Source organism: Aestuariivirga litoralis, from assembly GCF_015714715.1.
GTDB lineage: Bacteria > Pseudomonadota > Alphaproteobacteria > Rhizobiales > Aestuariivirgaceae > Aestuariivirga > Aestuariivirga litoralis_A.
Genome location: NZ_WAHS01000002.1, coordinates 950899 through 964145, shown reverse-complemented (window position 1 = coordinate 964145; position 13247 = coordinate 950899). Strand labels below are relative to the sequence as shown.

Here is a 13247-nt window from a genome sequence, read left to right as displayed (position 1 = left end):
CCTTCAATCTGGTTCAGCCTGCCCCTTACAAATTGGGCAGCGCAGTGTCAAATTAGCATAGTTTCCCGGGCGGAGATTGCAGTTGAAATCAACTCTCAAGACTGTAAACACAGGCTTGCGCGGCTGCGGCCGGAATGAGGTCATTCCGCCGGGGTGAAATTGCGTTTTGGGCGGGCTGTGTTTTCGTCTTTTTAATACGCGGCACACTTGTCAATCTTTGCGGACCGCGCGTAAAAGCACGGCTTGGCCATGGCGATATTCACTTCCGGAATTTTCACACGCGTTGACCGTTATGTGCTGTCGGTGATCTCCACACCGATGCGCAATATTTTCATTTTCGTCGTCGTCATTCTGGAATGCGTGCGCTTCCGCCTGGGACTGGGGCTTGCCATCCACCAAGACAAATTTTTTGCTCTCATTTTTACTTATATGGGCCAGTGGCTTGCGCTCTATTCCGGCCTGGCCCTGCAAATGGCTCTCGCCGTTGGCATGATGCTGGGCATTGCAAGATTGGCGCAGAACCGCGAGCTCGACGCGCTGCATGCGCTGGGTTACAGCCTGCACCGGTTGATGCGGCCGGTGGTGGTGATGGCTGTGCTGGTAGTGATTTGCGATTTCTTCATCTTGGGCTGGCTGCAGCCGATCTCGCTTTATAACAGTGGCGCCTTTGTGCATCAGGTGCAGAAATTCGTGAGCCTTCTGCCGGAAGGTGGAGACCTGTTTGTAACGAGCAACAACAAGACCGTTTTGATCGACAACATCACTCCCAAGAGCAATAGTTTCGGGAAGATTTTTGTTTTCGAAACCTATCCGGATGGAAAAACCATCGCCACTGGGGGAGCCAAGGGGCATCTGGTGATCGTGCCGGATGATCCCAAACAATATTACGATGTGTCTGATGTGCGCATGTTGCAGGTAGTGATTGGAAAAGATGCCATTGGCCGGGTGTTGCCGGATGCCTATAATGCCTCGGCTTCTTCGCAGGCCAAGGGCCCGGTGGAAGCCATTGATACAAGCAATTTCCGCAAGCGCGGCAATTCGGAATGGGAAATGACTTTTCCTGAATTGGCGAGCATGCGATCGCCGGTGCCGGAATTCGCTCCCTACATCAAGAAATCTGCCATTGTGGCGGAATTCAATTACCGCATCGTGCAGCTGCTTTATATTCTGGTGATTCCGTTCATTGCCGTGCTGTTTGTGGTGGAGCCACGGCGTAATCCCGGCCCGTTCCGCTTTCTGCTGGGGCTGCTGACCATTCTGGGCTTTCACCAGTTTCTGGGGCTTGGCACCGAGATGGCGCGGAAGGGCGAAGTGCCGGTGTGGCTGACCGTGTGGGTGCCATTCCTGGTGCTCACAGCCTATGTGTTCTGGCGTTTCAGAGCATTGTCGCTCAAGCCCGGGTTTAATACCGCGCGCTAATAGAGTTCGATTGCGCCTAATACCGCCTGCAGCGCTTCATCCGGAGTAAGTTCTGAATTATCGATCAGGATCGAATCCTCTGCCGGTTTCAAGGGCGCAACAGCACGGTTGCTGTCGCGCTCATCGCGGGCCTTTATGTCGGCGGTGATGGCGGCAAGATCTGAGGTGGGATGTTCGCGCAGGCGGCGGCCGGCGCGCGCCTCGACCGACGCGGTGACAAAGAATTTGAAATCCGCATCGGGGCAGACGACCGTGCCGATGTCGCGCCCGTCCAGCACAGTGCCAGGTTTTTTCTGGGCAAAGTCGCGCTGCAATTTCAGCAAGGCGGCGCGCACTTTGGGCAAGGCTGCAATCTTCGAGGCATAAGACCCCACGCCTTCGCCGCGCAATTCGGAATCCTGAAAGCTGGATGGATCGAGGCTGGCGGCAATGGCTGCAGCGGATTCTTGGTCCGTGGGATCAAGCCCGCGCCGCTGCACGGAGAGCCCGACCATCCGGTACAGTGCTCCCGTGTCGAGGTAATGATAGCCGAGCTTGTGGGCCAGAGCGCGCCCCAGCGTGCCCTTGCCCGAGGCCGATGGGCCATCGATGGCGATGATCACTTGGGGCTTCCGGCGCTGATGGCGGCGCCCAGGCCGTTCAGCAATTCAGTGAAGCCCGGAAAGCTGGTGGCGATGAAGGCACCATCATCAATGCCTGTAGGTTGAGGCGCGGCCAGGCCCATCACCAGAAACGACATGCCAATGCGGTGGTCCATATGGGTGACAACCACGCCGCCACCTTTTGCGGTGCCGCCCTGCACTTCCAGCCAATCCTTACCGGATGAAGTCTTGACGCCATTGATATTGAGGCCGGCTTCCACTGCGGCGAGACGATCACTTTCCTTGACGCGCAATTCTTCTAGGCCCTGCATGCGCGTGGTGCCCTTGGCGAAAGACGCGGCGATCGCAAGAATGGGATATTCATCAATCATCGAAGGTGCGCGGTCTTCCGGCACGGTGATGCCTTTCAGCAATGATGCCTTCACATGAAGATCGCCCACTTCCTCGCCGCCGGCCAGCCTGCGGTTTTCAATCGTGATGTTACCACCCATTTCGATGAGGGTATCGATGAGGCCGGTGCGCGTTGGGTTCAGCATGATGTTTTCAATCACAATGTCGGAACCCGGCGTGATGAGTGCGGCCACCATGGGGAAGGCGGCGGAGGATGGATCGCCCGGCACGGCGATGACCTGGCCTTTGAGCTCATGGCCGCCTTCAATCGAGATGTGGCGCGCGCTGCCTACTTCCTTCACTTCGAGCTTCGCACCAAAGGCCTTGAGCATGCGTTCGGTATGATCTCGCGTGGCCACAGGCTCGATCACCGTCGTGATGCCCTTGGTGTTGATGCCGGCCAGCAGCACGGCAGATTTCACCTGCGCCGAGGCCATGGGCAGTGTGTAGGTGACGGGCTTGGCATTGGCTGCGCCATGCAAAGTGAGCGGCAAGCGGCCACCTTCTGCGGTTTCAAAAACGGTGCCGAATTGCGAGAGCGGTGTGGTCACGCGGCCCATCGGGCGCTTGGACAGCGAGGCATCGCCCACGCAGCGTGCGACGAGCGGCGTTGAGGCCATCAGGCCCATGGCGAGGCGTGCACCGGTGCCGGCATTGCCAAAATCGAGATCGCCCTTGGGCGATTTCAAACCGCCGATACCCACGCCTTCGATCAGCCAACTGCCATCTGCCTGCCGTTCGACCTTGGCGCCCAGTGCGGCCATAACATTGGCGGTGTTCAGCACGTCTTCAGCCTCCAGCAGGCCCGAAACCTTGGTTTGGCCCTGAGCAATGGCCCCGAACATCAACGAACGGTGCGACATGGATTTATCGCCCGGTACCTTGATGCGGCCCTTGAGGGCTTTGGCGGTGCTGGACTGGAGGGGGCTTGAAGTTGGGTGGCTCATGATCCATTTCCGATACACAAGCGCCGCCGTCCTGTCACGCCCACTTGTCACCTCACTTGGCCCGTTTTTTCGGGTTTTGACATTCCCCTCCACCCGTGGCATGAGCGCCGCCATCACCCTCATTTTTCTCTCTTGAAAGGAACCGACGTGGTTAAGCCTGAGCTTGGAACCAAGCGGACATGCCCCAATTGCGCAACCCGCTTTTACGATCTTCTGAAAGAACCGATTACCTGCCCGAAATGCGGCACCAGCTTCATGGCGCTGCAGATCCTGCCATCCAAGACCGAGCTGCCGGGCATGGCCCAGCAGGTGGCCCCCAAGCCGCGTGAAAAGGAAGAAGGCGAAGATCAAGAGACCGATGGCGTTGAGCTGGTCAGCCTCGAAGATGCAGAAGCCGAAGAAAAGGGCGATGACGAAACCGCCGGCATCGAAGACGTTGATCTTGGTGAAGACAATGACGACGACAAGAACGATGATGAAGATGATACGTTCCTCGTCGAAGAAGAAGATGACGGCAATATGGGCGACCTCGTCGAAGGCGGCGGCAAGGAAGACGACGAGGAGCAATAAGCTCTTTGTTGGCCGGCAGACTTCGACCCCGAATTGGTTAAAAGGGGCCCGGAAAAATCTGCTTGCCACTGGCCCCTTGGCCTACTAGATCACCAATCGCGTTTGGGCGGCCCCGCTGCCCAAACCCCATTTCCTGAATAACGGGGTCATAGCTCAGCTGGGAGAGCGCTTGCATGGCATGCAAGAGGTCGGCGGTTCGATCCCGCCTGGCTCCACCATTCATTCCTACGCTAGTCCTAAATTCCTACATCGCTCGAAATCATCCTGCAATCTTAAACGGTTAGCGGGAGGCATTAGGCAGTTTTCGGTCTCTGCAGAGACTCAGATAGGCTTTAGTGGCGCCGATATGGGGCCTAGTCTCAGGCCTCGTTTAAAATTTTCCCAAATGGCTCTGTCATGAAGTTCACAGACGGGTTCGTCACACCCAAGAGACGGGTTCGACACACCCAAAATGATGCTGAACTCGCTCCACATTGCGATCTAAAATATTCCTCAAAAACGGAGTTCGCCACTTTCAAGACGCCAGATTCAAAATCCAATCGTGCTGCACTGTTTAAAGGAATGACGCAGGCAAAAATTGAAGCAGGAAAGCTCAGACGGTGAGCGTAGCTTTGGAAAGATGCGGCGGACTATCAGGATCGAGGCCCAAATCCAAGGAAAGTTTCTGAACGAGATCGTAAAAGGCCATAATTTGGAGAACTGGCTGCACGGCAGGATGCAAAGCCGCTGCTTTCTTACCGACGCAAAAAGTTCGGATAGTGGCGCCACTAGCCGCAATGCGGGCGGCAGTTTCGTCCGCACGCATTTTACTCTCATCATTTCCAGCAAAAACCAAAGCTGTCAGGCCAGGGCGGGCCAGCGCCATCGGACCGTGACTGAATTCAGCGATACTCATGCCTTCGGCGGCTACAAGGCAGGTTTCCTTGAGCTTCAATGCAGCTTCCAATGCCACACTCAAGGTCAAACCTCGACCAAGACAAACGACATTGCGCGACTGCACGACTTCGTCAAGCACAGGTCCGCTGTCCTTCAAAATCGAATACAACAAAGGTGGCAGTTTCTTTAGATCGTCCAGCAGCTTTGTATCTTCAGTATGTGCGGCATGAATGGCACAAAGAGCAGTAAGAGTTGCCAAAAAGGATTTGGTGGCTGCCACCGCGCACTCTGGACCAGCGGCGACGTTTAGAACCCTATCAGCCGCTTCAGAAAGCGGGCTTGGAACAACGTTAAGCAGGGTCACAACAGCGGCACCGCCCCGCCTTCCGGCTTGAGCCAGGGCCACGAGATCAGGACTGGCCCCAGACTGGGAGATGGCCAGCATCTGCGATCCCTTCAACCGAAGCTCCGGCTTGTAGAGCGAGCCTAATGATGGACCAAGGCTTGCGACCGGGATTCCCGTTGCGATCTCAGTCAAATATTTGAAGAACAACGCAGCGTGATCTGATGTGCCGCGCGCGCAGGTGACGAAGAAGACCGGTGGACTTTCGCGCCAGGCTTTACCGAGTTCTGCATAGTGCTGGCTGTGCTCTCGGAGCTGCCTTTCAATGACATCAGGAATCTCATCGATCTCGGCGCGCATGCGTGCGCCTGGGTGATTAGCGATCACTCCGACACCCCGGTGATCATCGCCACGATTTCATTCTTGTTGGTGTCAGAGGTTTTCCTCACGCCAATCTGCTGGCCGCGGCGCAAAACACAAATTCGGTCGGATAGGCGAAAGACCTGATCAAGACTGTGACTAATGATAAGGATGGCGAGATTTCTGGCTTTCAAAGCTTGAATTGTCGACTCCACACGCGCCGTTTCGGCAACGCCTAGTGCAGCTGTAGGCTCATCAAGAAGCACAAGCTTTCTGGCCCAATGGGTGGCACGGGCAATGGCAACACCCTGGCGCTGGCCTCCAGAAAGATCACGGATCGTTACTTTTGCGGAGGGAATGCGTACGTCAAGTTCCTTCACCAACTTTTCCGTCTCAGCAATCATGCGGCCCCGGTCAATAAGGCGGAGGGGGCCTTTAACAGGCTCTCTGCCCAAAAATAGATTCATATAAACAGGTTGCTGATCAGCCAGTGCCAGATCCTGATACACGACCTCAATGCCGCGTTCGCGCGCCACCGACGCATCGGGAAAGCTGGCCGGCGCACCATCAAGCAAGATTTCACCGGAGGTAGGCCCGTGAACGCCTGAGATGATCTTGATAAGCGTGGACTTGCCAGCGCCATTGTCGCCAACGAGTGCGACGACTTCGCCGGCTTTCAAGTCAAGGCTGAAATCCTGAATGGCGGTTACACCACCAAAAGATTTGTGAATGTTCTTGAGTTGCAGAACAGGCGTATCCATCTTTTCACCTCATGCCACGCGTGGCGGCCACGCCACGGTTTGACCGAAACAGTCCTCAATACAGACGACTTTGGGGTTGCCGCTGGCGATACCCGACACCGCTGCCACATTGGCACGCGTGACAAAGGCCTGGCCCCGGAAACCAAAAACCACCGTATCCCCGGACTTAAAATTATCGTTCGGCCTCGTCTTGATCATGCCGTAGTAATCGATGGCAGAGGGAACTGGTACTTCAACAGAACGCAGTGAATCGCCGTCGGTTGTAGGCGCTGACGAGACGAGTGCCTTCACATCGTAGTCAGGAAAAACCGGGTCAATGTAAAGGCCGCCGCCAAAACAGTAAGCGAGATCGCCATATTGGTGCGAAACTTCGGTCACATAGAGGACTGCAGGCAACTCAGGCAGATCCTCAACCGCATGAAGCGGCGTGGTACCATGCAGGCCGTTGCCAGGTTCCACTTGGGTGGCACCAGCTTCAGCGAGAGCTTTCAGCGTGACGGTAGAAGTCGTACCCGGTGCGTTGATTTCAATATGCTCATAACCAGCTTTGCGCAGCGCTTCGGCGGTGCGAGCCAGCGTGGTGAGGTTGGGGGTGTGTTTGATTTTCCGCGTGGCGTTGTCATAGAGCTGCGCAGGGAAAGTGGTGATCCCGGCAAAGCGGGAACCTTTGATTTTCGAAACTTGTGCCGCTGCGTCCACCGTTTGCTCGGCAGCAAAGCCACCTTCATGACCGCGATAGAACGTGTCGCCTGCGGTCTGTACGCGCAGAAGCAGCTCCTGCTCACGGCCAGTGGTCCTGGATGCCGCCGCGGCTTCTTCGGCCTTCTGTAATGAGAAAACCGTCCAGTAATCCGGCTTCATTGTGGCGGCTGCAGCTGCTTCGGCTTTAGGAATTTGCACGAGATGACCAAGATGGCCAATCTTCAACCCCGCGCGATGGCAGGCCAAGGCACAGGCCATGTCAACAGCGACGGCCCTCTCAATTCCGCCGCGCATCACTGCCGAAACAAAGCCGGAATTGCGACTTACCTGCTTGGTCATTGCGAAAACCTTGAGGTTCAGCTTGTCGGCCTCGGCCTTGAACACACGCGCATTGGACTCGATGGCATCAAGATCGAGCATATAGGTGTTGGACGGAATCAGGCCTTCCTGATGGAGCTTTTGGGCGGCCGTTATGAAATGGGGGTTCCGGCGGCGGATGACATCGAGAAACATGATTTCCCCTTCAAAGCCTGGGTTGACGGAGTGAAACGGCCACGGCGCACAGAACAATGATGCCCTTGACAATCATCTGCCAGGATACAGACAGGCCCATCAGAATGAGGCCATTCGAGAGCATGCCCATCATCAATGAGCCGACAAGTGCGCCGACAATCGTGGCGCGGCCGCCATTAAGCGCGGTGCCGCCGACGATCACCGCTGCAATCACGGTCATCAAGTCAGTTTCACCCAGAGTATAACGCGCGGCTTGCAGACGGCCGGCGTAAAGCAGCCCGCCCAGCGCACCAAGAATGCCGGAAAGCATCATGACGTAGACGCGCAGACGCGCCACCTTGATGCCAGAAACCAGTGCTGCCCGGGCATTGTCGCCCACGGCAAGAACATGCGCGCCAAATCGGGTGTGGCGTAGGACGACATGGCCAATCGCCGTTGCAGCAACGGTCCAAATGATCAGCGAGGGCACTCCCATCAACGTTCCACCACCGAAGATGCCGATGAATGTGTCACTCATTACAGGAATGGATTGGAGATTGCTGATCTCGCGCGCAGCCCCTGCGATGATGCCCATGGTGGCGAGGGTAACCAGGAATGATGGCAGGCGCACGTAAGCGACCATCAGGCCATTGATTGCGCCTGCCGCAGCACCTGTCGCAAGCCCGGCGAGAACACCCAAAATCCAGCTCTCGGAAAGACGCATGGTGATCGCTCCCACTAGAGATGCGAGCGCCACGATTGCGCCGAAAGACAGATCGATCTCACCTGCAGCCAGCACAAAGACGAGGCCCACGGCCATGACCGTGGCGGGTGCGGTTTGCAGAACGATATTTGACAAGTTCTGTGCAGTCAGAAACCCGCTGCCTGACAGCGTGACCGCGAAGAAAGCAAAGATCAGAACAAAACCGGCATATACGATCAGGCCCTGCAACTGACTTTTGGTGAAAGTGCCGAACATCATGGGAGATCCTGAGGCAAGTGGTGAATGGAGTCCGCGCCCACCGAACTGCAGGCGCGGCGACGAAGTCTCATTTGGCGGCTTCGAGCACCGATTTGGGTGGATCGCGGTGCAGTGAGGCTTGCCAGCCTTGGGCCACGTTATCCTTTGCGACAATGTCAGCACCGACCACCAAGAACGGCGGCGCTTCTTTGCCAAGCAGGCTCAAGGCACCAGCACGTGCCGCAGTGACACCGATATCATAGGCTTGGTCCGCGACCATGCCAGCAATGCTGCCACCCTTCATCATGTCAAGAGCTGCCGGCTCGTTGAGGTCGATGGTAACAACTCTTACGTCATTGCGGCCGAGTTGCTTGAGTGCGGAGAGCACGCCCAGTGCCGGTTCGGCCCACGGGGTATAGATACCCTGGATTTCTGGGTGCTGTGTAAGCATGGCATGGGCAATTTCCTCGGCCTTGGCCGGATCAGTCATGCCAGCCTTGGCGACCACTTCCATGTCCGGATATTTTTCCTTCAAGTTCCACAGGAAAGCCTGATCGCGTTGGTTGGTGACCGGAAAATCTGCATCGTGAAAAATGTAACCGACTTTGCCTTTGCCGTTCATCGCCTTGGCCAAAGCTTCGGCCGTCTTCTGGCCGATGATGGCGCGATCAGAAGTAACGAGGCTCACATAGTCGTGGCCGTATGTGAACCCATCGGCTGCATTGTCGATGAATACCAACTTGGTTTTGGAACCCTGAAGCGCTGAATAAGTCGCCTTGCCTACTGCCGGATCGGCGGGAAGGCTGATCAGCAACGAGGGCTTGAGCGCCATAATGGTTTCCACATCTGCCTTTTGGCGCGATGCGTCGAAAGAGGCATTTGTTTCCGCCACCACCTTGATGCCGAGACGAGCGAACTCATCCTTGGCACCCTGCGAGACCGCGTTGCTCCAATCATATAGCTCATGCCAGGAGAAGGCTGCAGTGTAATTGCCGGACTTGATCTTGGCCGCGTCTTCTGCAGATATCGTCACCGATGCGGCAGGCGTGGCCTTGGCACCGCCCGGGCCGATCGACTCGGGGGCGTCGGCCCAGGCTTGGGTGGCAAAGAAGGCGGCAGCGGCTAGAACCGCCGAGTACAAGAGTTTCATCATGATAACCTCCTCTATCTTACTTTGCGAGCAAGCTGGCTGGCGCATCCTTGTGCAGGGACTTCTGCCAGCCTTCGGCCACTGTGTCCTTGGTAACGGTCAGCGCCGGCGCGACGACAAAGGGAGGATTGTCCGCACCCAGCGCTGCCCGTTCACCGACCGCAGCCATGGCACGGCCAAGTTCGTAAGCTTCATCGGCGACGATGGCGGTTACGTTGCCGCCCTTCACCATATCGAGAGCAATTGGTTCGGATAGATCAAGTGTTACCAGCTTGGTGGTCTTGTTGCCGGCCGCACGCAAGGCGGAGAGCACGCCTTCGGCCGGACCTGACCAGGTCACATAGATACCAGCCAAATCAGGATTCTTCAGCAGCATGGCGGCGGCAATTTCCTGGGCGCGGGCCGGATCGCTTATGCCGGCCTCAGCCACCACCTGCATATCCGGATAGTCCTTTTTGATCGTATCCTTGAAGGCCTGATCGCGCTGGTTGGTTACATAGTAGGACGCATCATGGAAGATGTAACCCACTTTGCCCTTCTTGCCGACGGAAGCAGCCAAGGCATCGGCGGCATGCTTGCCCATTTGATAGAGATCATCAGTGACGATGGCTGCGTAGTCGGCGGGCTGTTTGTAGTCCTTCGGCAAGTTGGAAAGGAACACCAATTTTACGCCCGCATCCTTGGCTTTTTTAAAGGCTGCGGCGGAGGCTACGGGGTCCAGCGGCAGAGAGAGGATGATATTTGGCTTCAAAGCGAGAGCGGTCTCGACGTCCGAGGCTTGTTTGGCGCTATCGAAACCAGCCGACGTGGTAGCGACAATCTGAATGCCGGTGCGGGCGAATTCATCCTTTGCACCCGCAGTCACAGCGTTCACGAAATCCGACTGATCATGCCAGAGCAGCGCGGCCTTGAGACCCTTGGATTTCAGTGTAGCGGTCTGGCTGTCATCCACCGTGATTTTTGACGTCGGCGTTGCGGCCTCACCAGACGGACCCACAGTATCTGCTGCGGCGGCACCTGCCAATAGCGCCCAAACTGACACAGTGAATGCAAGATTTGTGATTAGTTGATGCTTCATAGTCCTTCTCCCTTTTTATCCGTCAAATCGTGACGGGGTTGCAGTAGCTCACGATGAATGCAGCCAGACCAACGATAGCGTCGTGATAATCCTTCAATGGGACGCGCTCTTCATTGGTGTGGCAAATCGAAATGTCGCCGGGTGCGAAATATACGGCAGGGGCTTTTAGCTGTTCGGTGATGAAGGGCATTTCAGACCAGAAGGGGGCACCTTCAATCCGGCCCGACCCTGGTTTCACCGCTCCAATGCACTGTGCCAGCAACCTGATCTCTTGGCGTTCCCCGTCGATGCCTGCAGGCGAACCGCCACGTGCATGATCGCGTCCCGCAGGATATAAAATCGAAAGGCCTATATTCTTTGGAACAACGCCGTGGATTGCTGATTCCAATTCTTTGATCGCGCCATCGATGGTTTCGCCCGGAAGCAATTTTCGGATGAGCGAAATCTTTGCTTCGCCTGGAACGGCGATAAGGCCTCCCGCCTTCAAATCCGTCACCAATGCAAACCCCGGTCCCAGCAAAGGATGGCTGGCACGCGCGCTCACTTCGTCCGAATGCTTCCAGATGGCGGTCAGAACCCTATGTGCTGCCTTTAACGCGTCGACACCAAGCTCCGGTTTGCCAAAATAGGCCGACCTTCCAGTAATCGTGATGTCGGCAATGAAGAAACCCATCTGTACCGGATAGATCGCCAGCTTGGTCGGTTCGGTATAGATGCAGAAATCGGGTTTCGGCATCATGCCGGCTTGGACCTGCCTTACATAGGTTTTGATCCCAGCACTGACACCGGTGTCCGGCTCGCCGCTTTCTTCATCGCCGACGAAGGCATAGGAAAGCGAGCCCTCCAATTTGATTCCGGCGCGGTCGATCACATCCAGCGCCATCAACGTCGTGCAAATTCCTGCTTTGAGATCGGCAGCGCCCCGCCCCCAAAGTTCGCCGTCGATGATTGTTGCGCCAAATGGGTCTTCTTGTGCCTTGCCCTCCCAGGCCGTGGCCCAGGTCCGGGCATGGACAACATCCGTGTGGCCGATGAAAGTGAGGTGAGGGCCGTTGCCCATGCGCGCGCCGTAGACATTCGGTCGACCGGGCAGAAAATCTTCGCACCTCGGCGCGAGGTCCAGGCGCTGCATTTCAGGCTTTAGCACGTCGGCCATCAGCCGTTCGTCGCCGGTCACGCTGGCGGCCTGCACCGTCTTGGCCAGAAGAGCCGTCGCGCGCGCAGGATCAAGGGCCAACTGCAGTCGGTGCAGCAGATCGGGCGAAAGGGCTTTTCCGGGGTTGCTCATTCTGCCGCTTTCCGGGTGAGCGCACTCTTTGGCACCGGGAGGCTTACCGCCGCACCGGGGATGGATTTGGCAAAAAGTGCCGTGTGAAGATCGCTGAGGCCAATCGCGGCGGCGCCAGCAAGGGCCGCGTGATTTCCCAATTCACTTGCTTCAATGCGAACTGGGAAGGGGAAGCATTGCGCCACGTAGCGTCGGGTAGCCTCCAGCAATTCCGGCTGCACGCCGATTGAGCCTCCAAGCAGCACTAGTCCCGGATTGGCGACCACCGAAATCGACGCAACTGCGCGGGCGATATAAGCGGCCGTCTTTTCAATTACCTCCCGGGCTTGCACATCACCTTCGCGCAGCCTCAAGAAAATGGCAGGAACATCGGCCTCACTGCCAGTCAGCCTCTCGTAGGCAGACCTAATGCCATGGGTGGCTGCCACCCGCTCGAAGGCACCCACACGCAAGGATTCCGGCTCAAAGGGATCAGAGCCAAAGGGCAAATAGCCAAGCTCACCGGCAAAGCCACCTGCACCCCGCAACAGTTCGCCGTTGACGATGAGGCCGGCACCAATACCCGTGCCCAGCGAAATGAATGCAAGATGATCATTGCCCTGCCCCGCGCCAACCCAGTGTTCGCCGAGAACCGCTAGATTGACGTCATTCTCCAGCTTGCAAGGAACACCCAAGGCTTTCGAGACCTCAGCGGCAAAATCGATATCGCCGATTTCAGCAATGTTTGGCGCATAGCGCACCGCACCCGTTGACTGATCCGGTACACCGGGGCAGCCGATGACTGCGATCTTCACCAAGTCAAAACTTAGCCGTTTGCTCTCGGCTGCGGCTCGGGAGAGAGCGCCGATCTGCTTGGCCACGGCAGCGCCGCCCTTTGGATGGGTTGGCTCGACCTGCTCCGCCAATACATTGCCCGCAAGATCTACAATTGCTGCGCGGAGCTTGGTGCCACCCAGATCGACAGCGACCACGAGAGCGCTTTCAGGGACGAGTTCATAAGTCGTGGCGGTACGGCCGACATGGCCACTGGTCCGACCGGTTTCACGTACCCACCCGCCGTCACACAGCAGCTTTACCACCTCCGAAGCGGTCTGCTTTGACATTCCAGTCTGCTTGGCGATCGAGGCCCTTGAAATCGGTCCGCAATGGATGATCGCTTGCATCGCTTGAAACAAGGACATTTGCCGAGAGAGATTGCTTTGGTCGTTCTCAGTCATGCTAACCTATTTGTTCGTTCTGTTACCGAACTAATAGGTTAGCGACACCTTTGTCAAACAGAATCTTGGTTCTAAGGGGGCAAGTGTATCT

The 13247-nt window shown here is 56.8% G+C and carries 12 protein-coding genes and 1 tRNA gene; 3 read left to right on the top strand and 10 right to left on the bottom strand.

The genetic code is table 11. The features are described from left to right. Window positions 1–249: 249 nt before the first annotated feature. The gene (locus tag F8B91_RS16505; RefSeq protein WP_196504931.1) at window positions 250–1419 is read left to right on the top strand and encodes an LptF/LptG family permease; all 1170 of its coding nucleotides are present in this window, start codon (window positions 250–252) and stop codon (window positions 1417–1419) included. Here the strand turns inward: F8B91_RS16505 and cmk are convergent. Next, window positions 1416–2021, bottom strand: a complete 606-nt coding sequence (cmk, locus tag F8B91_RS16500) for a (d)CMP kinase (RefSeq protein ID WP_196504930.1) — start codon at window positions 2019–2021, stop codon at window positions 1416–1418. The genes F8B91_RS16505 and cmk overlap by 4 nt on opposite strands. Next, window positions 2018–3358, bottom strand: a complete 1341-nt coding sequence (gene aroA / locus F8B91_RS16495) for a 3-phosphoshikimate 1-carboxyvinyltransferase (protein ID WP_196504929.1) — start codon at window positions 3356–3358, stop codon at window positions 2018–2020. The genes cmk and aroA overlap by 4 nt, the downstream gene beginning before the upstream one ends. A gap of 147 nt (window positions 3359–3505) precedes the next feature. On the opposite strand from aroA, the gene F8B91_RS16490 reads away from it, so the two are divergent. Beyond that, entirely contained in the window at window positions 3506–3928 is a 423-nt protein-coding gene (locus F8B91_RS16490) for a TIGR02300 family protein (protein ID WP_196504928.1), read from the top strand. A 142-nt stretch (window positions 3929–4070) separates the two neighbouring features. Next, a tRNA-Ala gene (locus tag F8B91_RS16485) sits at window positions 4071–4146 on the top strand. A 374-nt stretch (window positions 4147–4520) separates the two neighbouring features. Here F8B91_RS16485 and F8B91_RS16480 read toward each other — a convergent pair. The 8 genes from F8B91_RS16480 to F8B91_RS16445 all read right to left on the bottom strand — a co-directional run bounded on the left by F8B91_RS16480 (window position 4521) and on the right by F8B91_RS16445 (window position 13042). Beyond that, complete coding sequence (locus F8B91_RS16480) at window positions 4521–5507, bottom strand: SIS domain-containing protein (RefSeq protein WP_196504927.1); 987 nt, start codon at window positions 5505–5507, stop codon at window positions 4521–4523. 23 nt (window positions 5508–5530) lie between these two features. Next, window positions 5531–6268, bottom strand: coding sequence for an ATP-binding cassette domain-containing protein (locus tag F8B91_RS16475; RefSeq protein WP_196504926.1), 738 nt, complete (start codon window positions 6266–6268; stop codon window positions 5531–5533). 9 nt (window positions 6269–6277) lie between these two features. Then, entirely contained in the window at window positions 6278–7483 is a 1206-nt protein-coding gene (locus tag F8B91_RS16470; protein WP_196504925.1) for an alanine racemase, read from the bottom strand. A gap of 10 nt (window positions 7484–7493) precedes the next feature. Further along, on the bottom strand, window positions 7494–8444 hold the full coding sequence (locus F8B91_RS16465; protein ID WP_196504924.1) for an ABC transporter permease: 951 nt from the start codon (window positions 8442–8444) through the stop codon (window positions 7494–7496). 67 nt (window positions 8445–8511) lie between these two features. Then, the gene (locus F8B91_RS16460; RefSeq protein WP_246715307.1) at window positions 8512–9576 is read right to left on the bottom strand and encodes a substrate-binding domain-containing protein; all 1065 of its coding nucleotides are present in this window, start codon (window positions 9574–9576) and stop codon (window positions 8512–8514) included. Between the two features lie 16 nt (window positions 9577–9592). Beyond that, entirely contained in the window at window positions 9593–10651 is a 1059-nt protein-coding gene (locus F8B91_RS16455; RefSeq protein WP_196504923.1) for a substrate-binding domain-containing protein, read from the bottom strand. Window positions 10652–10673: 22 nt separating this feature from the next. Next, window positions 10674–11828, bottom strand: a complete 1155-nt coding sequence (locus F8B91_RS16450) for a M20 family metallopeptidase (RefSeq protein ID WP_348641812.1) — start codon at window positions 11826–11828, stop codon at window positions 10674–10676. A 107-nt stretch (window positions 11829–11935) separates the two neighbouring features. Then, window positions 11936–13042, bottom strand: coding sequence for an ROK family protein (locus F8B91_RS16445; protein ID WP_246715306.1), 1107 nt, complete (start codon window positions 13040–13042; stop codon window positions 11936–11938). Between the last annotated feature and the right edge of the window lie 205 nt (window positions 13043–13247).

Excerpts from the sequence above, each read along its gene's own strand:
- F8B91_RS16475 (WP_196504926.1), bottom strand. The coding sequence starts at position 6,268 with ATGGATACGCCTGTTCTGCAACTCAAGAACATTCACAAATCTTTTGGT.
- aroA (WP_196504929.1), bottom strand. The coding sequence starts at position 3,358 with ATGAGCCACCCAACTTCAAGCCCCCTCCAGTCCAGCACCGCCAAAGCC.
- F8B91_RS16465 (WP_196504924.1), bottom strand. The coding sequence starts at position 8,444 with ATGATGTTCGGCACTTTCACCAAAAGTCAGTTGCAGGGCCTGATCGTA.
- F8B91_RS16445 (WP_246715306.1), bottom strand. The coding sequence starts at position 13,042 with ATGTCAAAGCAGACCGCTTCGGAGGTGGTAAAGCTGCTGTGTGACGGC.
- F8B91_RS16480 (WP_196504927.1), bottom strand. The coding sequence starts at position 5,507 with ATGCGCGCCGAGATCGATGAGATTCCTGATGTCATTGAAAGGCAGCTC.
- F8B91_RS16470 (WP_196504925.1), bottom strand. The coding sequence starts at position 7,483 with ATGTTTCTCGATGTCATCCGCCGCCGGAACCCCCATTTCATAACGGCC.
- F8B91_RS16455 (WP_196504923.1), bottom strand. The coding sequence starts at position 10,651 with ATGAAGCATCAACTAATCACAAATCTTGCATTCACTGTGTCAGTTTGG.
- F8B91_RS16460 (WP_246715307.1), bottom strand. The coding sequence starts at position 9,576 with ATGATGAAACTCTTGTACTCGGCGGTTCTAGCCGCTGCCGCCTTCTTT.
- F8B91_RS16505 (WP_196504931.1), top strand. The coding sequence starts at position 250 with ATGGCGATATTCACTTCCGGAATTTTCACACGCGTTGACCGTTATGTG.